At 69.4% G+C, this 20,781-nt stretch carries 21 protein-coding genes; 13 read left to right on the top strand and 8 right to left on the bottom strand.

The genetic code is table 11. From position 1 onward, the window contains the following. Positions 1–223: 223 nt before the first annotated feature. Positions 224–703: an Lrp/AsnC family transcriptional regulator gene (locus JJL56_RS19820; RefSeq protein ID WP_137118180.1), complete on the bottom strand. Its 480-nt coding sequence runs from the start codon at positions 701–703 to the stop codon at positions 224–226. A gap of 193 nt (positions 704–896) precedes the next feature. Between JJL56_RS19820 and JJL56_RS19815 the strand changes: the two genes are divergently transcribed. The 12 genes from JJL56_RS19815 (at position 897) to JJL56_RS19760 (ending at position 13,046) form a co-directional block, all read left to right on the top strand. After that, positions 897–1,277, top strand: coding sequence for a Rid family detoxifying hydrolase (locus tag JJL56_RS19815; protein ID WP_014200209.1), 381 nt, complete (start codon positions 897–899; stop codon positions 1,275–1,277). Positions 1,278–1,284: 7 nt separating this feature from the next. Further along, positions 1,285–2,436: a PLP-dependent cysteine synthase family protein gene (locus tag JJL56_RS19810; protein ID WP_200486048.1), complete on the top strand. Its 1,152-nt coding sequence runs from the start codon at positions 1,285–1,287 to the stop codon at positions 2,434–2,436. Positions 2,437–2,512: 76 nt separating this feature from the next. Further along, the gene (locus tag JJL56_RS19805; RefSeq protein ID WP_145626241.1) at positions 2,513–3,010 is read left to right on the top strand and encodes an L-2-amino-thiazoline-4-carboxylic acid hydrolase; all 498 of its coding nucleotides are present in this window, start codon (positions 2,513–2,515) and stop codon (positions 3,008–3,010) included. A gap of 32 nt (positions 3,011–3,042) precedes the next feature. Next, complete coding sequence (locus tag JJL56_RS19800) at positions 3,043–4,164, top strand: ABC transporter substrate-binding protein (RefSeq protein WP_200486047.1); 1,122 nt, start codon at positions 3,043–3,045, stop codon at positions 4,162–4,164. 132 nt (positions 4,165–4,296) lie between these two features. Beyond that, entirely contained in the window at positions 4,297–5,214 is a 918-nt protein-coding gene (locus JJL56_RS19795; RefSeq protein WP_145626239.1) for a branched-chain amino acid ABC transporter permease, read from the top strand. Next, entirely contained in the window at positions 5,195–6,262 is a 1,068-nt protein-coding gene (locus JJL56_RS19790; RefSeq protein ID WP_145626238.1) for a branched-chain amino acid ABC transporter permease, read from the top strand. Before JJL56_RS19795 ends, JJL56_RS19790 begins: the two co-directional genes overlap by 20 nt. An 8-nt stretch (positions 6,263–6,270) precedes the next feature. Next, positions 6,271–7,038 carry an ABC transporter ATP-binding protein gene (locus JJL56_RS19785; RefSeq protein ID WP_040137879.1) on the top strand — a complete coding sequence of 256 codons (768 nt, stop codon included), beginning with the start codon at positions 6,271–6,273 and terminating at the stop codon, positions 7,036–7,038. Next, positions 7,028–7,762, top strand: coding sequence for an ABC transporter ATP-binding protein (locus tag JJL56_RS19780; protein ID WP_200486046.1), 735 nt, complete (start codon positions 7,028–7,030; stop codon positions 7,760–7,762). The genes JJL56_RS19785 and JJL56_RS19780 overlap by 11 nt, the downstream gene beginning before the upstream one ends. A gap of 19 nt (positions 7,763–7,781) precedes the next feature. Then, on the top strand, positions 7,782–8,306 hold the full coding sequence (locus tag JJL56_RS19775; protein ID WP_109068445.1) for an L-2-amino-thiazoline-4-carboxylic acid hydrolase: 525 nt from the start codon (positions 7,782–7,784) through the stop codon (positions 8,304–8,306). Continuing rightward, a complete protein-coding gene (locus JJL56_RS19770) occupies positions 8,303–9,502 on the top strand; it encodes a M20 aminoacylase family protein (protein ID WP_200486045.1) in 1,200 nt (399 codons plus the stop codon). The genes JJL56_RS19775 and JJL56_RS19770 overlap by 4 nt, the downstream gene beginning before the upstream one ends. Beyond that, positions 9,499–10,803: an NAD(P)/FAD-dependent oxidoreductase gene (locus JJL56_RS19765; RefSeq protein ID WP_200486044.1), complete on the top strand. Its 1,305-nt coding sequence runs from the start codon at positions 9,499–9,501 to the stop codon at positions 10,801–10,803. Before JJL56_RS19770 ends, JJL56_RS19765 begins: the two co-directional genes overlap by 4 nt. A 122-nt stretch (positions 10,804–10,925) precedes the next feature. Further along, the gene (locus JJL56_RS19760) at positions 10,926–13,046 is read left to right on the top strand and encodes a tetratricopeptide repeat protein (protein WP_200486043.1); all 2,121 of its coding nucleotides are present in this window, start codon (positions 10,926–10,928) and stop codon (positions 13,044–13,046) included. Positions 13,047–13,052: 6 nt separating this feature from the next. On the opposite strand, the gene JJL56_RS19755 is transcribed toward JJL56_RS19760, so the two are convergent. The 4 genes from JJL56_RS19755 to JJL56_RS19740 all read right to left on the bottom strand — a co-directional run bounded on the left by JJL56_RS19755 (position 13,053) and on the right by JJL56_RS19740 (position 15,398). Continuing rightward, positions 13,053–14,090 carry an FkbM family methyltransferase gene (locus JJL56_RS19755; protein ID WP_345772610.1) on the bottom strand — a complete coding sequence of 346 codons (1,038 nt, stop codon included), beginning with the start codon at positions 14,088–14,090 and terminating at the stop codon, positions 13,053–13,055. Positions 14,091–14,315: 225 nt separating this feature from the next. Continuing rightward, a complete protein-coding gene (locus tag JJL56_RS19750) occupies positions 14,316–14,558 on the bottom strand; it encodes a hypothetical protein (RefSeq protein WP_040137885.1) in 243 nt (80 codons plus the stop codon). A gap of 110 nt (positions 14,559–14,668) precedes the next feature. Next, positions 14,669–15,097 carry a VanZ family protein gene (locus tag JJL56_RS19745; protein ID WP_200486041.1) on the bottom strand — a complete coding sequence of 143 codons (429 nt, stop codon included), beginning with the start codon at positions 15,095–15,097 and terminating at the stop codon, positions 14,669–14,671. A 100-nt stretch (positions 15,098–15,197) separates the two neighbouring features. Beyond that, entirely contained in the window at positions 15,198–15,398 is a 201-nt protein-coding gene (locus JJL56_RS19740; RefSeq protein WP_145626230.1) for a hypothetical protein, read from the bottom strand. 305 nt (positions 15,399–15,703) lie between these two features. Here JJL56_RS19740 and JJL56_RS19735 point away from each other — a divergent pair, with 305 nt between their 5' ends. Next, positions 15,704–16,384: a LuxR C-terminal-related transcriptional regulator gene (locus JJL56_RS19735; protein WP_145626229.1), complete on the top strand. Its 681-nt coding sequence runs from the start codon at positions 15,704–15,706 to the stop codon at positions 16,382–16,384. Between the two features lie 46 nt (positions 16,385–16,430). On the opposite strand, the gene JJL56_RS19730 is transcribed toward JJL56_RS19735, so the two are convergent. The 3 genes from JJL56_RS19730 to JJL56_RS19720 all read right to left on the bottom strand — a co-directional run bounded on the left by JJL56_RS19730 (position 16,431) and on the right by JJL56_RS19720 (position 20,762). Next, positions 16,431–18,035: a GAF domain-containing protein gene (locus JJL56_RS19730; protein ID WP_200486040.1), complete on the bottom strand. Its 1,605-nt coding sequence runs from the start codon at positions 18,033–18,035 to the stop codon at positions 16,431–16,433. 143 nt (positions 18,036–18,178) lie between these two features. After that, on the bottom strand, positions 18,179–18,763 hold the full coding sequence (locus tag JJL56_RS19725; RefSeq protein WP_145626227.1) for a DUF6655 family protein: 585 nt from the start codon (positions 18,761–18,763) through the stop codon (positions 18,179–18,181). A gap of 256 nt (positions 18,764–19,019) precedes the next feature. Then, positions 19,020–20,762: a fructose-specific PTS transporter subunit EIIC gene (locus JJL56_RS19720; RefSeq protein WP_200486039.1), complete on the bottom strand. Its 1,743-nt coding sequence runs from the start codon at positions 20,760–20,762 to the stop codon at positions 19,020–19,022. Between the last annotated feature and the right edge of the window lie 19 nt (positions 20,763–20,781).

Here is a 20,781-nt window from a genome sequence, read left to right as displayed (position 1 = left end):
GTTATAGAGGCCAAACGCCCGATCCATTCGCACACCGGCAGCCATGAGAAATTAATTTTTCATAAACTGCTTTTAGCGTGGAAATATTTTCTACAGTGAAGCGCCTTCCCGGCCAAAAAAGTAAAAAATTCTCATACGAACCATGCGATATTGAGAATCACTACAGGGGCTTCGCAAAAATTGCCGAAGCATGAGTCTAAAAAGAAAAACACCAAGTAAAACCCTAGTTGGTCTGGGTTTTTACGTAAGAAAGAGGGACTTCCGTTGTCGATTTCATTTCCTCCATGGCGAACATTGACGAGACATCCTGAAGCTCGATGCGCTCGATGAGCTTTCGATAGAAAGCGTCGTAGGCCTTGATGTCCGGAATGACCACCCGCAGCAGATAGTCGATTTCGCCGCTCAAACGGTAGAGATCGACAACCTCCGGTATGTCTGCCACCACCCGGCGGAACTCCTCCAGCCATTCCGCCGAGTGTTTGCTGGTTCGGACGGCCACGAAGACGGTCACGTCGACGTTCAGCTTGGCCCGGTCCAGCAACGCCACGCGGCGGCGAACATAACCTTCCTGTTCAAGGCGTTGCACGCGGCGCCAGCAGGGGGTGGCGGACAGGCCGACCTGCTTGCCGAGGTCGGCGAGCGACAGGGTCGCGTCGGCCTGAAGGGCGGCGAGGATCTTCCGGTCGGTGGCGTCGATGGTCATTGGGGTTGCTCGGTGCCTTCGCGGTTGGGACGGATGATTTTGCTCGTTTGGCCGGTCTGGAGAAAAGCTTTTTCGTTTTGAGGAATTTGCATGCACCCGCATGCCGCCACCGCGGGCAGACCGCCCAGCCTTTGAGCACGGGCGACGGTCGCCACCACAGGGCCAGAACAGGGCCAACACAGGAAAGATCAGGATGATGACCGACACCATCGCCACGGACAAAGCCCCGGCCGCCATCGGCCCCTACGCCCAGGCCCGCGTCGCCGGGGGGCTGCTGTTCGTCTCCGGCCAGCTGCCGATCGACCCGGCCACCGGGGCCTTCGCCGGCCCGGACGCGCCGACCCAGGCGGCGCGCAGCCTGACCAACATCGCGGCGATCGCCGAGGCCGCCGGAACCAGCTTGGCGAAGGCGGTGAAGATGACCGTCTACGTGACCGACCTCACCCAGTTCAAGGCGGTGAACGAGGTCTATGCCGGCTTCTTCCAGGCGCCGTTCCCCGCCCGCTCGACCGTCGAGGTGTCGGCGCTGCCGCTCGGCGCGTCGGTCGAGATCGACGCCGTCATCGCGCTTTGAGGGTGACATGACCGCTTCCGCGCAGACCGTGCCGTTTCCTCCCAGCGCCGGTTCGATCCGTCAGCCGTTCCGCCTCGAACACACCCCGCTGCCCGAGGCCACCGGCCGCGACTGGACCCGGCGCGCGATCGAGCTGCTGGAGACCGAGGCGGCGCGGTCGCCCGACACGCCGCTGCTCAAGCTCGACGTTCCGGAGCTGTCGGGGATCGACGTCTATCTGAAGGACGAATCGACCCATCCCACCGGCAGCCTGAAGCACCGCGTTGCGCGGTCGCTGCTGCTGTTCGCCATCTGCAACGGGCGGATCGGCGAGGGCACGCCGGTGATCGAGGCGTCGTCGGGGTCCACCGCGGTGTCGGAAGCCTATTTCGCCCGGCTGCTCGGCCTGCCCTTCCACGCGGTGATGCCGCGCGGCACCTCGGACGAGAAGGTCGCCGCCATCGAGCTGCACGGCGGGCGCTGCCATTTCGTCGAATCCTCCAAGGCGATCTACGCCGAGGCGGCGGCGCTGGCGGTGCGGCTGGGCGGCGTCTATCTCGACCAGTTCACCTACGCCGAGCGCGCCACCGACTGGCGCACCGACAACATCGCCCAGTCGATCTTCGGCCAGATGCGCAGCGAGCGCCACCCGGTGCCCGACTGGATCGTGATGAGCGCCGGCACCGGCGGCACCGCCGCCACCATCGGGCGCCACATCCGCTACCGCCATCTGCCAACCCGCCTGTGCGTTCCCGACGCCGAGCATTCGGTCTTCTACGAGAGCTTCGTCAACCGCGACGCGGCGCTGACCTGCGAGCGCGGGTCGCGCATCGAGGGCATCGGGCGGCCCCGCGTCGAGCCGTCCTTCATCCCCGAGGTCGTCGACCAGATGATCAAGGTGCCCGACGTGGCCTCGCTGGCGGCGATGCGGGTGCTGTCGCGGCGGCTGGGCCGGATGGTCGGCGGGTCCACCGGGACCAACTTCTTCGGGCTGTGCTGGATCGCCGGACGGATGCGCGACGCCGGGCGGGCCGGTTCGCTGGTGACGCTGATCTGCGATTCCGGCGAGCGCTACCGCAACACCTACCACGACGACGCCTGGATGGGGCGGGCCGGTTTCGACACCGCCGCCGACGAGGCGCGGATCGAGGCCTTCCTTCAGGGCGGCCCGTCCCTCTGAACCAGAAAAACAGCGCTTTCAAAAAACAAAAATCGCCACCGCAAGACAATTGGCAGAAAAACAGGAGCATTCACCGATGGACGAGTTTCGCACACTTCTGCGCAACGCGATGAAGAGCCGCGCGATGGTCTATGAGGCGGCCTTCGACGAGATGCGCAAGGAGATCGGCGAGGAGAAGGCCCGTGAGATCATGGCGCGCACCATCTATCGCCGGGGTGCGGCCATCGCTCACAACTTCGCGCCGCACGCCCCGGCCGATCTGGCCGGCCTGCGCGACTCCTTCCTGAAATTCATCCCCGACGCCGAGGTCCAGTTCGGTCCGGAGGTCGTGCGCTGCACCGACGAGGTGCTGGAGATCCGCTTCCACACCTGTCCGCTGAAGGAAGCCTGGCTGGAGGCCAACCTGCCGGCGGAGACGGTGGAGACGCTCTGCGAACTCGCCGGCGCGGTCGACAAGGGCACCTTCGAAACCGCCGGCTTCGAGATCGAGGTCGACACCTGGAAGCCGGGCCGCAGCACCTGCTGCCACCTGACGATCACACCGGGCGCCGCCGTGCCCGCTGCCGCGAATTGACCGTCCAGCCTCGCCGACAGGGGAACCGAATCATGAGGAAGAACGCCATTCTCGGCGCCGTTCTGGGCGCCATGCTGGCCACCACGGCCGTCCAGGCCGCCGACCGCGAGATCGTCATCGGCTATCAGGCGCCGCTCAGCGGCGACCGCAGCCAGTACGGCGAGATGTTCCGCAACGCCGCCCAGATCAAGCTGGAGGAGTTCAACACCTCGGGCAAGCTGGCCGGCGCCAAGGTCGCCATCACCTTCGAGGACAGCAAGGACGATCCCAAGGAGGCGCGCAACATCGCGCACAAGTTCCTCGACAATTCCAAGATCGTCGGGGTGATCGGCGACTTCTCCTCCACCGTGTCGATGGCGGCGGGCGAGATCTACGCGGCGGAGAAGATGCCGCAGCTCTCCCAGACCGCCTCGCACCCGGATTTCACCAAGCTCAGCCCCTGGCAGTTCCGCAACATCACCACCCAGGCCTTCGAAGGCCCGTACAACGCCGACTGGATCATCGCGGCGGGCAAGAAGACGGCGGCGGTGATCTACATCCAGAACGACTGGGGCATCTCGGCGCTCGACGGCTTCGTCAGCGGCTTCAAGGCCAAGGGTGGCAAGATCACCGCCACCGAGGCGTTCAACCCCGGCAACCGCGACTTCCGCTCCATCCTGACCAAGGTCGCCCGGCAGAAGCCCGACGTGATCTACCTCGCCATGTTCTACGAGGAGGGGGCCGCCTTCGCCCAGCAGCGCGAGCAACTCGGCATCAAGATCCCGCTCTACGGCACCAGCTCCCTCTACTCGCCCAAGCTGATCGAGCTGGGGCGTGAATCGGTGGAGGGGCTGCATCTCGCCACCACCTTCACGCCCGACAATCCCGACCCGGCGGTGCAGACCTTCGTGAAGGAATACGCCGCGCGCTTCAAGTCGGAGCCCGGCATGTTCGCCGCCCAGGCCTACGACGCGGTCGGCATCATGCTGGACGCCGTCGCCAAGGCCGGCCCGTCGGTGACGCGCGAGAGCCTGCGCGACGCGCTGGCCGCCACCACCGGCTATCCCGGCGTGACCGGCGCCACCAGCTTCGACCCCGTCACCCGCGAGCCGGCGAAGGCGCTGGCGAAGATGATGGTGAAGGACGGCCGCTTCCAGGTCGTGACCGGTCCCTGACCGGCCCCTGACGGGCTTGGGCCGGGACGACCGCTCCCGGCGCACGCCACACGATCCGCTTTTCGGGACACACGCCGTGGTGCGCGCTCCGCCGGGACCGGCGGGCGCGCTCCCCGAAGCCTGGAGCACGCCATGGTCTTCGATGTCTTCTTCCTTCAGCAGGTCATCAACGGCCTGTCCATCGGGTGCGTCTACGCCCTGATGGCGATCGGCTTCACGCTGATCTTCGGCGTCCTGAACGTCGTCAACTTCGCCCATGGCGAGGTCTACACCATCGGCGCCTTCGTCGGTCTGATGGTCATCACCGCGCTGGCCCCGCCGCTGCTGGCGGTGGTGCCGCTGGTTCTGGCGGTGGGTGCGGTGTCCGGCGTCGGGCTGGAGCGCATCGCCTTCCGCCCCTTCCGCCGCTTCACCGACGAGGCCAGCCAGAAATCCCGCGCCATGCGCGAGGCGACGCTGCTCTCCTCGCTCGCCGTGTCGATCGTGACGCGCGAGATCATGATGCACATCTTCGGCGGCGACATGCAGGGCATCCCGTCCGGCTACCTGCTGCAGCAGCCGGTCGCCATCGGGCCGATCATGGTCGCCAGCGGCAGCCTGGTCATCTTCGCCACCTCCGCCGTCATGCTGGGCGCGCTGCAGTTCCTGCTCTACCGCACCCAGACGGGCCTCGGCATCCGTGCGGTGTCCAACAACCAGCTGGGCGCCCGCTACGTCGGCATCAACACCGACCGCACCATCGTCACCACCTTCGCGGTCGGCTCGATGCTGGGCGCCACGGCGGGAATCCTCGTCGGCCTCTACGACGGCGCCATCTCGCCGCACATGGGCTTCGCGCCGGGCGTGAAGGCCTTCGTCGCCATGGTGATGGGCGGCCTGTCGAGCATCCCGGGGGCGGTCGCCTGCGCCCTGCTGCTCGGCGTGTCGGAAAGCATCGCGACCGAGTTCCTGTCGAGCGGCTGGAAGGACCTGATCACCTACAGCCTTCTGGTCATCACGCTGGTCTTCTTCCCGCAAGGATTGTTCGGACATGGACGTGAACGTGCCTGACGCCCGGCTGATGCCGGCCACCCTCGCGCCGCCCGCCGCGTTTTCCGGGCGAGGCCGGCGGTTCGCCTGGACCCTCCTTCTGCTGGCGGTCGCCTTCGGCGCCGTGCCCGCCGCGATCGTCGGCACCGGGTCCAGCTACCTCGCCCAGATCGCCATCACGACGATGATCTTCGTCATCCTGTCGGCCAGCCTGAACCATGTGACGGGCACCGCCGGGCTGCTGTCCATCGGTCACGCCGCCTTCTATGGCATCGGCGCCTACGCGGCGGCGCTGCTGTCGACCAAGCTCGGCCTGCCCTTCATCGTCACGCTGCCGGCGGCGGGGCTGATCGCCGCGCTGTTCGGCTTCCTGGTGGCGCTGCCGACCATGCGGCTGGTCAGCATCTATTTCGCCGTCGCCACGCTCGGCATCGGCGAGATGATCTACGTGATCCTGCTGAACTGGGTGGACTTCACCCGCGGCCCGATGGGCATCCGCGGCATCCCGCCGATCGAGCTGTTCGGCTGGCAGGCCGACACGCTGCTCAGCCGCTATTTGGCGGTCGCGGTCATCGCCGTCGCCTGCGTCTGGGTGCTGCACCGGCTGACCCACTCCTACTACGGCAACGCGCTGCGGGCTCTGCGCGAGGACGACCAGTGCGCCGACAGCATGGGCATCAACGTGGAGCGGCTGAAGATCGAGTCCTTCGTCGTCGCCACCTTCTTCGCCGGCATCGCCGGGGCGCTGCTCGCACACACCTCCGCCTACATCGCGCCGGACAACTTCCGCTTCATGGAATCGATCCTGATCCTGGCGATGGTGGTGGTCGGCGGGCTGGGCAGCCTTCCCGGCGCGGTCGTCGGCGCCCTGTTCATGATCGTCCTGCCGGAAGCGCTGCGCGACATCGGCGATTACCGCATGATCGCCGTCGGGGCGACCATGTTCCTGTCCATCCTGCTGCTGCCCAAGGGCATGCTGGCCGAAGGCACCGCGCTGGGCTTCGTCCGCCGTTCCTTCTCCCGCGGCTGGGCCACCATCGCCGGCGGCACGCCCGTCGGCTGGAAGTGAGGCGGATCATGAGCAACACGCTTCTCTCCATCCAGGGGCTGACCCGGCGCTTCGGCGGCCTGCTGGCGGTCAGCGACGTCAGCGCGACCATCGCCAAGGGCGAGCTGGTCGGGCTGATCGGCCCCAACGGCGCCGGCAAGACCACCCTGTTCAACCTGATCACCGGCTTCACCCCGCCGTCGGACGGCACCGTGACCTTCGACGGGCAGGACGTCACGGGCCGCAAGCCCTGGCAGATTGCCCGCATGGGCATGGGCCGCACCTTCCAGAACCTGCGCGTCTTCCCCAACATGACGGTGTTCGACAACGTGTCGGTCGGGGCGGTCGGCGCCTTCGGCCAGTCGCCCTGGCGGGCGCTGGTCAACGGCGGCGCCCACAGCCGTGCGGTCAGCGAGCGGAGCTGGGAGGCGCTGGAGCGCGTCGGTCTGACCGCCCAGGCCGGGGACATCGCCGCCAACCTGTCCTACGGCAAGCGCAAGTATCTGGAGATCGCCCGCGCCCTGGCGACGTCGCCCCGGCTGCTGATCCTCGACGAGCCGGCGGCGGGCCTCAACGACACCGAGACGGCGGAGCTGGCCGACTTCATCCGCCGCCTGCACGCGGGCGGCGTCACCGTGCTGCTGGTCGAGCACGACATGGGGCTGGTGATGGGAAGCTGCAGCCGCGTCATCGTCCTGGCGTCCGGCCGCAAGATCGCCGACGGCACGCCGGAGGCGGTGCAGCGCGACCCCGCCGTCCTCGAAGCCTATCTGGGAGTGGAAGACGATGCCGCTTGACGGAGCACAGACCACCACCCGCCGCATCCTGGAGGTCCGCGACCTGACGGTGCGCATGGGGCCGCAGGAGATCCTGCGCGGCGTCTCGCTCGACGTGGCGGAGGGGGCCATCGTCGCCGTGCTGGGCGCCAACGGCGTCGGCAAGACCACGCTGATGCGCGCCTTGTCGGGCATTTACCGGACCAGCGGCGGCGCCACCGTCTTCGACGGCGAGGACATGACCGACAGCCCCAGCCACGAGGTGGTGCGCCGCGGCCTCGCCCAGGCGCCGGAGGGGCGGCAGATCTTCGGGACCATGACGGTGCGGGAGAACCTGCTGCTGGGTGGGCGGACGCTGCGCCACGACCGCGCCGCCCGCATGGAGCGGATGCTGGAGCTGTTCCCCCGCCTGCGCGAGCGGCTGACCCAGAAGGCGGGATCGCTGTCGGGCGGCGAGCAGCAGATGCTGTGCATCGCCCGCGCCCTGATGTCGAAGCCCCGCCTGCTGCTGCTGGACGAGCCCTCGCTCGGCCTCGCGCCGATGGTGGTGAAGCAGATCTTCGACCTGCTGGTCCAGATCCGGAGCGAGGGCACCTCGATCCTGCTGGTGGAGCAGAACGCCCGCGCCGCGCTGCGCGTCGCCGATCACGCCTATGTCATGGAGGCGGGAAGGGTGACACTCTCGGGCAGCGCCGCCGATCTGGCCGCCGACCCGCGCGTGCGGGCGGCCTATCTGGGCGGCTGACGGAGAAAGGACCCCAGCGATGACCACCGACACCGAGAACGCCGCCCCCGCCCCCCTCCCCATCCTGGAGCGGCGGCGCATCGAGGCGGCCTTCGCCAAGGCGCTCTACGACCAGCTCCTGCCCGAGATCGGGCGGGAGCGGGCGCGCGCCGTGCTCGCCCGCGCCATCGAGGTGATGGCCCGCGAGGCCGGCGCCGCCATGGCTGCGGAGGACCGCGCCACCCGCGGCACCGCCGACCTCGCCACCTTCCATGAGCGGCTGGCCCTGTGGACCGCCGGCGACGCCCTGCGGCTGGAGGTGATCGAGAGCGCGCCCGACCGGCTGGGCTTCAATGTCACCCGTTGCCGCTATGCCGAAAGCTACCGCGCCATGGGCGTGGAGGAGATCGGCGACATCCTGTCCTGCAACCGGGACGGCGAGTTCATGTGCGGCTACCGCCCCGATGTCCGCTTCACCCGCACCCAGACCATCATGCAGGGCGCCAGCCACTGCGACTTCCGCTACAGCCTGCCGGCGGGCGGACCCCAGGAGTCCCCGGAATGACCATCCCCGCGAACGTCCGCCTGCATCCCGCCGCCGAGGCCCTGGCCCCGGAGATGCGGCAGTGGCGGCACCATCTGCACGCCCATCCCGAAACCGCCTTCGAGGAGCACGAGACCGCCGCCTTCGTCGCGGACAAGCTGCGCGCCTTCGGGCTGGAGGTGGCGACGGGGCTGGGGCGCACCGGCGTGGTCGGCACGCTGAAGGGCCGCCGCCCCGGCGGCCGGGCCATCGCGCTGCGCGCCGACATGGACGCCCTGCACATCCATGAGACCAACGGTTTCGCCCACCGCTCGGTCAATCCGGGGCGGATGCACGCCTGCGGCCACGACGGCCACACCACCATGCTGCTGGGGGCCACCAAGGTCCTGGCCGACGATCCCGACTTCGCCGGGACGCTGCACGTCATCTTCCAGCCGGCGGAGGAGAACGAGGGCGGCGCCCGCGAGATGATCGCCGAGGGGCTGTTCGAGCGGTTCCCGGTGGACGGCGTCTACGGCATGCACAACTGGCCGGGCCTGCCGCTGGGCCGGATCGCGCTGCGGCCGGGGCCGATGATGGGCAGCTACGACATCTTCGAGGTGACGGTCCACGGCAAGGGCAGCCACGCCGCCATGCCGCATCTCGGCCACGACCCGATGACCGCCGCCGGCCATCTGCTGACCACCCTGCAGACCATTCCGGGGCGCAGCCTGCACCCGCTGGACAGCGCCGTGGTCTCCACGACCTGGATCACCGGCGGCGACACCTGGAACGTCATCCCGGCGGAGGTGACGCTGCGCGGCACCGTCCGCGCCTTCAAGGAAGGGGTGCAGGACGTGGTCGAGGCGCGGCTGCGCGCGCTGGCCGAGCACACCGCCGCCGCCTTCGGCTGCACCGCCAGCGTGCGCTACGAGCGGCGCTACCCGGCGACGGTCAACAGCGCCGCCGAGACCGCGCTGTGTGCCCGCGTCGCCGCCACGCTGGTCGGGGAGGAGAACATCGACCACGATCCGATGCCCTCCATGGGCGCGGAGGATTTCGCCTTCATGCTGAAGGAGCGTCCCGGCTGCTACGTCTGGCTGGGCAATGGGCCGACCGACGGCGGCTGCCTGCTGCACAACCCCGGCTACGACTTCAACGACGCCAATCTGGCCATCGGCGCCAGCTATTGGGTGGCGCTGGCGAAGACGCTGCTGGTGGAGGAGGGGACGCGATGAGCGCGCTTCTCAAACCGCTGCTGGACGCGCCGCTGCCGGAGTCCCACTGGGCGGCGAGCGCCGTCTCCGGCCCGGAGACCGGTCCGCTGGACGGGGCGATCCGGGTGGACGTGGCGGTGGTCGGGGCGGGCGTCACCGGCCTGTCCACGGCGATCCATCTGGCCGAGCGGGGCGTGCGCGTGGCGGTGCTGGAGGCGCGCGAGCCGGGCTTCGGCGGGTCGGGCCGCAACAACGGCCAGATCATCCCGACGCTGTCGCGCCTCGACCCCGTCAACCTGACGGCGGCCTACGGCGAGGCGAAGGGATCGGCGCTCGCCCGCATGGTCGGCGGCTCGGCGGCGCTGGTCTTCGACCTGATCGAGCGCTACCAGATGCGCTGCGACGGCGTGCAGAAGGGCTGGATCCAGCCGGCCCACCGGCCGGGCCGCATGGCGGCGGCCGAGCAGCGGGTCGCGCAGTGGCGGGCGCTGGGGGCGGAGGTCGCCCTGCTCGACGCGGCGCAGACGGAACGGGCGCTGGGCACGCGCTTCTGGCACGGCGCCATGGTCGCCCCGACCGGCGGCCATGTGAACCCGCTGTCGCTGGCCCGCGAGATGGCGCGGGCCGCCCTCGGGCTGGGCGTCGTCCTCCACTGCGACACGCCGGTGGTGTCCATCGGGCGCGCCGGCACCGGCTGGACGCTGACCACGCCGCGCGGCAGCGTGACCGCCGACCGCGTCGTTCTGGCGACCAACGCCTACACCGACGATCTGTGGCCGGGGCTGCGCCGCTCCATCGTGCCGGTGCTGAATTTCCAGATGGTGACGGAGCCGCTGCCCGCCGCCCTGCGCGCCAGCGTGCTGCCCTCCGACATGGCGTGCAGCGACACCCGCGGCGACCTGCATTTCTTCCGCTGGACCGCCGACAACCGGCTGGTCTCCGGCTGCACGCTGGTGCGGTCGGCGGACGCCGAGCGGCGGGCGCGGGAGCGCACGCGCGAGCGCATCCGCCGCGTCTTCCCCCAGGCCGGCGACCCGGCCATCGCGCGGAACTGGAGCGGGCATCTGGCGATGACCGCCGATTTCCGGCCCCATTTCCACGAGCTGGCGCCCGGCGTGACCGGGGCGGTGGGCTACAACGGGCGCGGCATGGCGCTGGGCACCGCCGTGGGCCGCGAACTGGCGCGCCACGCCACGGGGACGGGCGCGCAGGAGCTGGCCTTGCCCTTCACCCCGGTCAAGCCGTTGCCGTTCCACGATCTGGTGACGCGCTTCTCCCGGCTCTACATGCTGCATCTGCGCCGTCTGGACCGCACGGGCTGACGGTGGGCGACAAGTCCTCTCCCGCCCCGGGAGAGGGGATGCCGTCCTGCGGTTGACAGTCCAGAATGGCCCGGCCACTGTGGCGCCGTCCCGAAGCGGCCCCACGCGGATTGCCCCGGCTCATGGCCACCGTCTCCGAAGCCCTGTCCATCGCGCTCGACCATCACATCGCCGGGCGCGTGGCGGAGGCGGAAACCCTCTATGGCCGGATTCTGGAGGCGGTCCCCGGTCATCCCGACGCCAGCCATCTGATGGGGCTGCTGCTCGCCCAGACCGGGCGGGTCGCGGCGGCGCTCGCCCATCTCGACGCCGCCGTGGCCGGCGATCCCGCGTCGCCGGTCTATCATCTCAACCGCGGCAAGGTTCAGGACGCGCTCGGGCAGACCGCGGACGCGGCGGCAAGCTGGCTCGCCACGCTGCGCCTGCAACCGGATCACGCGGAGGCGGCGGAGCGGTTGGCCCCGGCGCTCCGCATGCTGGCCGATGCCGCATTCGATTCCGGCGCCCTGGCCTCCGCGTTGGCGCTCTATACGCGAACGCTGGCCCTCGATCCGCAAAACCTCTCCGCCACCTTCGACGCGGCGATGGCCGCAAAGGGACTTGGGTGGCTGGAAGAGGCCGCCCGGCTGGCTGGGATCGCGGCCCGGCTCGACCCGACGCTGTTGCGCGCCCGCATGGCCGAGGCGGAGGCACGGCAGGCGCTTGGCCAGACGGAACGGGCCATTGCCGGGCTTCGTCCGGCGGTGGCTTTGGACCCTGCGCAAGGCGGGTGTTGGGCCAGCCTGTGTCTGTTGCGCAGCGCGCTGGGGCAGCGTGGCGTGGCGGTCACGGCGGGGCGGCGCGCGGCGCTGGCCGCGCCCGCCGACACAGGGCTGCTGGTCCGACTCGCCGCCGCCCAGCAGATCGCCGAGAAGCCGCGCGCGGCGCTGGTAACGGCGTGGCGCGGCCTGTCGCTCGACCCCGCCTCGGCGGAGCTGCACCTCGCCCTCGGCACGGCGCTCGATGCGTTGCACGCCCTGGAGGGAGCCGGGCGGGTGCTGGACCGCGCCGGCCGGCTGCATCCGGGCGCCGCGGCGGCGCTTGCCGAGCGTGGCCGCCTGTGCGAGCGCGCCGGCTTGGCGGAGCGGGCGGCGACGCTGCTGCAACGGGCGCTGGCCGCGCGTCCGGACGACGCGGATTCCTGGGTGGCGCTCGGCCGCGCCGCGCTGCGACGGGGCGATGCGGCGTGGGCCGGCCGCTGCGCGCGTCGGGCGCTGCGGCTCGCCCCCGGCCTGCCCGCGGCCCTGCTGCTGGCCGGTGAAGTCCGCGAGGCGCAGGGGGCCGACGGTGAAGCGCTGGCGCTCTACGACCGGACGATCGCCGCCGCACCGGGCATCGGCACGGGCTTCTCCCGCCGGGCCATGCTGCTGCTGCGCCGGGCCGTGGGCGACGCCCCGCCGCCGCGCCAAGCGTCGGGCAGGCGGCGCCTGTCGGTGTCCTCGCTCGGCCATGCGGGGCGGTTCGGCAACCAGCTCCTGCAATACGGTTGTCTGCGCGTCTGCGCGGAGCAAAACGGGATGGAACTGGAAACCCCGGAGTGGATCGGGCGCCATCTCTACGGCCTGGACGACCCGCTTCCCGGCCCGCCGCTGCCCAGCCTGCACGAGGAGGACTGCGGCGTTCCCGCGTTGCTGGACGGGCGGGCGCTGGCGGGCGCGGACGGCCACGACGTGGTCGGCTATTTCTGTGGTGACACCGCGCCGCTGGCCCCCCATCGCGCGCGGTTTCGCACTCTCTTCACGCCGGTCGATGCGGTGGCGGAGCGGGCCGCGGCGGCGCTGGACGGGTTGCGGGCGCGCGGCCGGACCCTGGTGGCGATCCATCTGCGTCGCGGCGATTTCGGCCTGAACGACCGGTTCTGGATCGCGCCGGAGGGCTGGTATCTCGACTGGCTGGCCGGGGTGTGGCCCAGCCTGGACCGGCCGGTGCTCTACCTCGCCACCGACGCGCCGGAACTGGCGGAGCGCTTCAGCCGCTATCGCCCGGTCCTCGCCGGCGATCTGGGGACGCCGCTGCCGGGGGCGGAGTTCTTCACCGACCACTGGATTCTGTCGCGGGCCGACCGGGTCGCCGTGTCCAACAGCTCCTTCTCGGTGACGGCGGCGATGCTGAACCCGGCGCTGCGCGCCGCCCTGCGTCCGGACCGCGAAAGGGCGCGGCTGGTGCCCTTCGATCCCTGGGACGGGCCGGTCCTGCTTCCCTGAGCGATATCAGCCGGGACGGCGCACGTAAAGCGCGTCGCCCCAGCTGTGATGGTAGGGGCTGGTTTCGGCGACGCGGGCGAAGCCGTGGGCGAACAGGATGTCGTCCACATCGGCGGCGAGCCCGGAGCCCTTATACAGCTCCGCGTAGCTCACCTCGGTCATCACCGCGTCGAACCGGGGCAGCAGATCGCCGCAGCCGTTGAGAATCCGGCATTCCGAGCCCTGCGCGTCGATCGCCAGCACGTTGAAATCCTCCGGCGCGAGGCCGTTGGACGCCAGCAGGTCCGGCAGGGTTCGGGTCTCCACCTCGATGACCTCGTCGACGGTGATGTGGGGATAGACGGTCAGATGCCCGGTCGGCTCCAGCAGGGAACTGGACTGGCGGCTCGACATGCGGGAGAAGCGCCCCCGCCCGGCGGTGTCGGAGACTGCCGCGTTCAGGCAGACGACGTCGCCGTTGCCGGCGAAACGGGTCTGGAGCGTGGCGAAGGTCGCCGGGTCCGCCTCGACGAACAGGACGCGGGCACCGCCGGCCTCCTGATAGTTGGTGTATTCCTCCCCCTCATGGGCGCCGACATGGATGATGCCGCGCGGCACGACTCCGTGGCGGGGGAACAGGTCCTTGTAGCGGAACATGCCCTGGCTGCGCGCGAACAGCCGGTTCCAGTGCCGGGGGGCGACCGCCATATGCGTGCCGCCGCGCCCGTCCTCCGGCGGCGTGCCGCGGAATTCCAGATTGCGGTCGGCGAAGCGGAACAGCGAATAGCCGTTGGCTTGCAGGCGCTTGTAAAGCGCGGCCAACGGCCCGCCGGCCTCGGCCTCCTCGAACTGGAGGAAGTCGATGCGGCGCAGCCGCAGCAACTCTGCGGCCCCGTCCAGCACCGCCAGGGCGTCGCCGCAACCGTCCAGAACCAGCCAGTCGATGTGGCGCGGCCCAACCGGACCGCACCATGAGTCGAGCGTCGGTCGGGAAGAGGGAAGGGCAAGGCATGCCCGGCCAGCGGCGGAGTCCGTCCAGCGCCCGGCACCGTTTCCGACCGCCACGAGTTTTGCCTCGGGCGGCAGGAAGGCTTTTTGAAGCGAAAGTCCGGGAAGGGGGAGCGTCTCGTGCTGCATCTCATCACCGCCATGGACCTGATTGACAGTCCCAAGGGATGATCGCAGCCGCTTCCCGTCGCCTTGGCACGGTGGCCATTGTGGAAGCGGACGCGGGGCGGGTCAACGGCACCGCCCCGTTCACATTGGCCCCGATCGCACAAGTTTGCGGCGTCAGGCCGCGCGGTGAAGGAAGCCCAGATGCTGCGGCGCCAGGGTGGAGGCCCATTCCTCCGCCGCATCCTGCGCCTCGCGGCGGGTGGCGAACCAGCGGGCGTCGGGAGTCCAGCTCAGCCCCTCATGCTCCGCGTGCCAGTTCCACCAGCCGTCGGTGGCCTCGCAGACCGTCAGCATCACGCCGAACGCGGATTCCAGGGCGCGCGCGCCGGTCTTAGCCTTTTCGTTATGCCAGTCCATAAGCGTTACTCCAGATGTTCTGCCTTTCGGCATAGCATGGTTTGGTAGACGAACAAAACCAAAAAACGGAGAAGGTTGCTCGGGATTGCCGGTCCGGACCGTGCGTCTCCTCACTCCGGTAAGGACGCGAACGCCGTGGGCTGCGTGACTATTCCATGGCGTGTGCGGCGTGCGCGTTCGGCGGCGCGATGTCCCAGCCGGACGGTCGTGATTCCCAGCGCGATCCCCACGGCGTCCCCGGCCAGATCGGACAGGCTGGCCTCGCGTCCCGGGACGAAGGATTGCGCCACTTCGATGGTGCCGCCGAGCATGAAGACGGCCAGCACCGCCAGAAAGGCCGCGCGCCGGCTGGCGCTGGCCAGGATGCCGAGAAGGGTCAGAAGCCCGAAGGCCCCGGCATGCACAAGCTTGTCGAAGCCGTAGAGGCCACTGGGCGCCAACTGCGGTTGCAGCGCGGCCCAGAAGGCGATCCCCATGAGGCCGAGAAGGGCGCAGAGCGCGAGCCGGCGCCAAGCAAGGGGAAGTGGGCGGAACGTCATGACGGCCTCCTGCGACGAAGGCCATCCTGCGCGGAACAGTCTCAAGAGCCGGTTAACCGCCAGACGTCCACGCTGTGACATCAGGCGGGCAAGACCCGTTTCAGGAACCGGTCGCCAGCCCCATGGCAACGCCGCGCGCTTCGGTGAAGGCCGCGCGCCGCTGCACCAGAGTTCCATCGGCGTAGACGCCCCAACCGCTCTGCGAGCCGGTGGCGTGGTAACGGATTTCGATCTGGCGGTGACAGTCCTGCATCACGAAGTGACACGGACTGATCTTCGTCCACATGGACACCATCGGCATGTCGGGCACCCATCCAAGCGATGAATTACGATGACTGTACCAATGGCCGATTATGGTTGCCGTGATATTAACGAGACGGCGTCCGATTCCTGCGCAAAGTGGGTAGTGGCCTGTTCAGGCACGGTTTTTTGGGTTTCCAAGCATCCGGGAGCGTCCTGGACCGGCTTTCCGGGGAGGGGCATATGCCCGATGGGAGGACGTGCCTCGGACTTCATTGGTTAATATTCTACTAACGGACGGGTAGCCGGACCGCCAACGATAGGGTAGGGTGACTCATCTCAATCACCTTCGAGAGTGACTGGACGATGCAATCGGTCTCCATCTTTCTGATCGACGCCAACAAACTTTTCCGCGAAGGCATGAAGGCCCTCTTCTCGGAAGGGGAGTTCCGCATCACGAAAGAGGCCGCCAGTTTCAGCGACGTACCGCCGCCGGGCATGATGGAGGGCGACATGCCCGAGCTGATCATGATGGACCCGGCTTCCGCCAACGGCACGGTGCAGGCCGTGACCGTCCTGCGGGAGCAGTATCCGACCGCGCGGCTCGTCCTTCTGGCCAGCCACCTCGACGCCCAGGAAATGGCCAACGCCATCCAGGCCGGGGCTGACGCCTTCCTGATGAAGGACATTTCCCCCGCCGCGCTGGCGCAGTCGCTGCGTCTGGTGATGATCGGCGAAAAGGTCTTCCCGACCCACCTCGCCGCCCTTCTCATCACCGGCAAGGCCGGCGCCAACAGCAGCGCCAACGGCCCGACCGCGGCCAAGGGCCTGTCGCAGCGCGAGACGCAGATCCTGGAGCGCCTGCTGCAGGGTGACAGCAACAAGATGATCGCCAATCATCTGAACATCACCGAAGCGACGGTGAAGGTTCACCTGAAGAGCCTGCTGCGCAAGATCAACGCCTCCAACCGCACCCAGGCGGCGATCTGGGCGCTGGAGAACGGCTTCGGCGGCAAGGTGGAAAAGCCGATGGAAGCCGTCGCCTAAAGATTGGGACGCCGCGCCATCCCGGAATCCGGTGGCTTCGAAGCCGTCAGGCTGGAAAAGTCAGAACGAAGCGGGTTCCGGGGCGGCCGCCCCGATCGGGGCGGTCGATCTCCAGCGTTCCGCCCAGTTGGCGCACCAGTCCGTGCACCAGCGTCATGCCCATGCCCTGCCCCGACCCGGCGGGCTTCACCGTGCCCGCGCCGTCCGGCAGACCGGCCCCGTCGTCGGTCACCGTCAGCCGGCGGTCGTCTCCGCAGGCTTCGAACCGCACCGTCACCGTCCCGTGTTGCTGCGCGCCGAAGGCGTGCTTCAGGGCGTTCAGCACCAGCTCCGTCACGATCAGCCCCATGGACGAGGCCTGCGCGGCGGGCATCGGGATTCCGTGCGTGGCGTCGATGACCAGGGTGCAGCGGCCCGAATCGATGAAGGCGCCGGTCAGGCTTTCCCCCAGCCGTTGCAGATAGTCGGCCGCGTCGAGCGTGGCGAGGTCGTTGCGCGTCGCCTCGAACAGGCGGCGCTGAACCAGCGCCATCGCCTGGATTCGCGAGAAGGCCTGTTCCACCACCTTGCGCGCCGCCGGGTCGGTGACCGTGGCGGTCTGCATCGCGACCAGCCCGTGCAGAAGCTGGAAGCTGTTCATGATGCGGTGGCTCATCTCGTGGGCCACCAGCTCGCTGCGGCGGGCCTCGTCCAGCGCCGCGGCCAAGCCCTGCGCCGCCCGCTTCTCCGCGTCGATGTCGCTGACCACGGCGACCACACCGGTGATCCGCCCGTCGCCGTCGCGCAACGGGGCGGCCGACACGCGCGTCCAATGCTCCGTCCCGTCGGCGGCGCGGTGCAGGAAGTCCATTCCGGGCACCACGATCTCGCCCCGCAAAGCGCGCGCGCCCGAGAAATCCTTGCGCTCGACCGGCCGCCCGTCGGGGTGGAAGGCGCGCCAACGCGCCGCCTCCCGGTCGTCGGCGGAGGGCAGGGAACCGTTGGTGTAGTCGCGCATCAGCCGGTTGTTGCGGGTGGTGCGGCCCTGCGTGTCGTAGACGGCGACGCCGACCGGCAGATGCTCCAGAACCGAGGACAGCAGCGCTTCGCTGGACTGGCGCTCCCGCTCCGTCCGGTCCCGTTCGATCAGAAGGGCGGCGGTATGGGTCAGCAGATCCACCGACTCCAGGTCCAGCGGGCCGGGCGCGCAGGGGGTGGCGTGGTAGATGGTGAAGGCGCCCAGCACCGTCCCATTGACCGCGCGGATTGGGGTGGACCAGCAGGCGGCGATGCCATGCTCCCGCGTCAGCGCGTAGTAGGGCGCCCAGCGCGGGTCCAGCGCCACATTCTCGACCACCACCCGTTCCCCGCTGTGGGCGGCCAGACCGCAGGAGGGGGCTTGCGGCCCGATCTCGAACCCATCCACCACCCGCGTGTAGGTGTCCGGCAGGCCCGCCGCCACGCCGAAGCGCAGGCTGAGACCGCCCTCGTCCACCAGAAAGATGGCCGCCCGCGCGCCGAGCTGTTCGGCGCCCGCCCGGACCAGCAGGGCCAGCACCTCGTCCAGCCCGGCGCCGCCGATCGCCCGCTCCAGGGCGGTCTTCTGGGCAAGCAGCAGCCGTTCCGATCGTCGGGCGCCGCCGCTGTCCCGCTCCGCCCCATGATCGTCCACTGTGCCGTCGCCTTTGCGCCTGATGCCGCGCCCCGCGGGACCACGGCATGTTACGCGTCCACCCCCAGCCGCGCCAGAGAATGCGGCAATGGCTTTGGTTGAACGCAAAATTCGCACGGACATGCCCGCGCCGGTTGGTGTCGTCAGTTGACGTCTTCGGGGTAGGGGGGCGAGGTGCGCCAGGAGAACAGCGTCATCGCCCGGTAGCTCTGCTCCCCCGAGAGGCCGTAGGCCGGCTCCGTCGAGGCGACCAGGACGCCGCTCTGGTTGTCGTAGGCGAAGGCGGAGAATTTCGCGACCGCCTGGTTCTCGGTGGAGCTGTAGACCGACGCCTCCGGCAGGGTGATCGTTCCAGGAAGGGTGATGGGGGGAATGCCCAGCACCGTCTTGCTCTGGTTCACCGACAGGGCGCCCAGCCGGATCTCGATGATCGTGTCGGCGGCGGTCCGGTCGGGGACGAGGCGGATGCCCTGGCGCAGCAGCGATTCCTTGATCGCGCTGGCGGCGTATTTGGCGTCGGTCCCGTCGAAGTTGCCGGTGTCGAGGAAGGCGCGCTTGTCCGCCGGCAGCTCCAGCCGCAGGCGGTTGGCAGCGTTGTCCGCGGCGCTGGAGATCAGGAGCTGTTCGGTGGCGGTCCGGGACGGAAGACTTTCCTTCACATCGGTGCATCCGGCAGCCAGGGCCGTGGTGGCCGCCAGCGCTGCGATGATCGGTCTGTTGCGGGGCATTCGGGTCCTCGTGCTTTTCCCCTCCGGCTTCTCAGGTTCGCCCGGTCTGGGCAAGGGAGAGATTTGGGACCGGCCCCGGATGGAACAACGGACAGAAAAAAAAGCCACGCACGGGAACCGTGCGTGGCCTGAGTCTAGGGAGGAAACGCCCTATAGAGCGTGCTGCCGAGGCAGCAAAAGAAAGATAGGGCCGACGAGGCGTTCTGTCCAGGGGCTATGTAAACGTTTTCATCTCAACAATGCTTTCGCAGCGCTGTTACGCTGTCACGGCGGTACTGACCGGACGCTTCAGGAAGCGCAATGCGATCGCCGTGGTGACCGTCCCGGCGACCAGCGCCACGACGTAACCCACCAGATGGGTGACGGCGTTGGGGATGGGCAGCACGAAGATGCCGCCGTGCGGAACCTTCAGCTCCGCCCCGATGCCCATGGAGATGGCGCCGGTCAGCGCCGCGCCCAGCACCAGCGCCGGGATGACGCGCAGCGGGTCGCGGGCGGCGAAGGGGATGGCGCCCTCGGTGATGAAGGCGATGCCCAGGATGCCCGCGGCGTTGCCGGCCTCGCGCTCCTCCCTGGTGAAGCGGTCGGCGAACAGCTTGGTGGCGAGTGCCAGGCCCAGCGGCGGCACCATGCCGGCGGCCATGGCGGCGGCCATCGGGGTGTAGACCTGGGACGCGATCAGGCCGGTGGAGAAGGCGTAGGCGGCCTTGTTGACCGGCCCGCCCATGTCGAAGGCCATCATCGCGCCGATCAGCAGGCCGAGCAGGATCGCGCTGCTTCCCTGCATCCCCTTGAGCCAGGCGCTCAGCGCCGCCAGGGCCTCCGCCACCGGGGCGCCAACCACGTAGATCATGGCGAGGCCGGTGACCAGCGAGCCGAGCAGCGGCAGGATCAGCACCGGCTTCAGCCCCTCCAGATTCTTGTGCAGCTTGATGTTGCGGTTGAGGAAGCTGGTGGCGTAGCCGGCGATGAAGCCCGCGACGATGCCGCCGAGGAAGCCGGCGCCGAGATTGGCGGCGAGGATGCCGCCGACCATGCCCGGCGTGATGCCCGGTCGGTCGGCGATGGAGAAGGCGATGTAGCCGGCCAGCGCCGGGACCATCAGCGCGAAGGCGCCCTTGGCCCCGATCTGGAACAGCGCGTTGCCCAGCGTGCCCTGCTGGCTGTCCTCGAACACGTAAATGCCGCCGAGCGCGAAGGCGATGGCGATCAGCAGGCCGCCGGTCACCACGAAGGGCAGCATGAAGGACACGCCGGTCATCAGATGCTTGTAGGGGCCGCTGCGCTGCGCCGCCGCGTGCTCCGCCTTGGCGGCCTTGCCCGCCGCCGCGCTGTCGGCCAGCGCCGGGGCGGCGCCGTGCGGCTGCGCCTCGGCCAGGGCGCGTTCGACCAGGGCGCGGCCGTCGTTGATCGCGGGCTTGGTGCCGCTCTTGAACACGCGCTTGCCGGCGAAGCGGGCGAGGTCCACCTGCGTGTCGGCGGCGATCAGCACCACGTCGGCCTCGCGGATCTCCTGCTCGGTCAGCGTGTCGCGGGCGCCGACAGAGCCCTGGGTCTCGACCCGCACGGCGTGGCCCAGCGCCTGGGCGGCCTGTTGGATGCCCTCCGCCGCCATGAAGGTGTGGGCGATGCCGGTGGGGCAGGAGGTGATGGCGACGATCTTCTTCGTGCCCGTTTGCGCCGGGGCTTGGGCCGGGGCGGACGCGAGCGCCTGTTCCAGCACGGCCCGCGCGTCGCGCAGCACGGCGTCGAGCGCCGCGGCGCTGCGCTTCAGCCCGGCGAAGCGCTCCTCGCCCAAATCGCCGGAGCCGACGAGAATGACCCCCTGCGCGCCCTGCGCCGCCCCGGTGGGCAGCGTGTTGCGGACGCCGAGGCTGGAGCGCACCTCCACCTGGATGGTGTGGCCGAGCGCCGCCGCGGCCTTGCGCAGCGCTTCGGCGGCCAGGACGGCCTGGGTGCTGAGATCGCCCGCCGCGATCACGGCCAGCATGTTCGCCATGGTTTCCTCCCGAGCGGTC

Source organism: Azospirillum aestuarii (assembly GCF_016632405.1).
Taxonomy (GTDB): Bacteria; Pseudomonadota; Alphaproteobacteria; order Azospirillales; family Azospirillaceae; genus Azospirillum; species Azospirillum aestuarii.
This window is presented reverse-complemented; position numbering and strand designations above follow the sequence as displayed.

What these genes read in the sequence shown, in the direction of transcription:
- JJL56_RS19820 (WP_137118180.1), bottom strand. Translation starts at nt 703, where the DNA reads ATGACCATCGACGCCACCGACCGGAAGATCCTCGCCGCCCTTCAGGCC.
- JJL56_RS19815 (WP_014200209.1), top strand. Translation starts at nt 897, where the DNA reads ATGATGACCGACACCATCGCCACGGACAAAGCCCCGGCCGCCATCGGC.
- JJL56_RS19810 (WP_200486048.1), top strand. Translation starts at nt 1,285, where the DNA reads ATGACCGCTTCCGCGCAGACCGTGCCGTTTCCTCCCAGCGCCGGTTCG.
- JJL56_RS19805 (WP_145626241.1), top strand. Translation starts at nt 2,513, where the DNA reads ATGGACGAGTTTCGCACACTTCTGCGCAACGCGATGAAGAGCCGCGCG.
- JJL56_RS19800 (WP_200486047.1), top strand. Translation starts at nt 3,043, where the DNA reads ATGAGGAAGAACGCCATTCTCGGCGCCGTTCTGGGCGCCATGCTGGCC.
- JJL56_RS19795 (WP_145626239.1), top strand. Translation starts at nt 4,297, where the DNA reads ATGGTCTTCGATGTCTTCTTCCTTCAGCAGGTCATCAACGGCCTGTCC.
- JJL56_RS19790 (WP_145626238.1), top strand. Translation starts at nt 5,195, where the DNA reads ATGGACGTGAACGTGCCTGACGCCCGGCTGATGCCGGCCACCCTCGCG.
- JJL56_RS19785 (WP_040137879.1), top strand. Translation starts at nt 6,271, where the DNA reads ATGAGCAACACGCTTCTCTCCATCCAGGGGCTGACCCGGCGCTTCGGC.
- JJL56_RS19780 (WP_200486046.1), top strand. Translation starts at nt 7,028, where the DNA reads ATGCCGCTTGACGGAGCACAGACCACCACCCGCCGCATCCTGGAGGTC.
- JJL56_RS19775 (WP_109068445.1), top strand. Translation starts at nt 7,782, where the DNA reads ATGACCACCGACACCGAGAACGCCGCCCCCGCCCCCCTCCCCATCCTG.
- JJL56_RS19770 (WP_200486045.1), top strand. Translation starts at nt 8,303, where the DNA reads ATGACCATCCCCGCGAACGTCCGCCTGCATCCCGCCGCCGAGGCCCTG.
- JJL56_RS19765 (WP_200486044.1), top strand. Translation starts at nt 9,499, where the DNA reads ATGAGCGCGCTTCTCAAACCGCTGCTGGACGCGCCGCTGCCGGAGTCC.
- JJL56_RS19760 (WP_200486043.1), top strand. Translation starts at nt 10,926, where the DNA reads ATGGCCACCGTCTCCGAAGCCCTGTCCATCGCGCTCGACCATCACATC.
- JJL56_RS19750 (WP_040137885.1), bottom strand. Translation starts at nt 14,558, where the DNA reads ATGGACTGGCATAACGAAAAGGCTAAGACCGGCGCGCGCGCCCTGGAA.
- JJL56_RS19745 (WP_200486041.1), bottom strand. Translation starts at nt 15,097, where the DNA reads ATGACGTTCCGCCCACTTCCCCTTGCTTGGCGCCGGCTCGCGCTCTGC.
- JJL56_RS19740 (WP_145626230.1), bottom strand. Translation starts at nt 15,398, where the DNA reads ATGCCGATGGTGTCCATGTGGACGAAGATCAGTCCGTGTCACTTCGTG.
- JJL56_RS19735 (WP_145626229.1), top strand. Translation starts at nt 15,704, where the DNA reads ATGCAATCGGTCTCCATCTTTCTGATCGACGCCAACAAACTTTTCCGC.
- JJL56_RS19725 (WP_145626227.1), bottom strand. Translation starts at nt 18,763, where the DNA reads ATGCCCCGCAACAGACCGATCATCGCAGCGCTGGCGGCCACCACGGCC.
- JJL56_RS19720 (WP_200486039.1), bottom strand. Translation starts at nt 20,762, where the DNA reads ATGGCGAACATGCTGGCCGTGATCGCGGCGGGCGATCTCAGCACCCAG.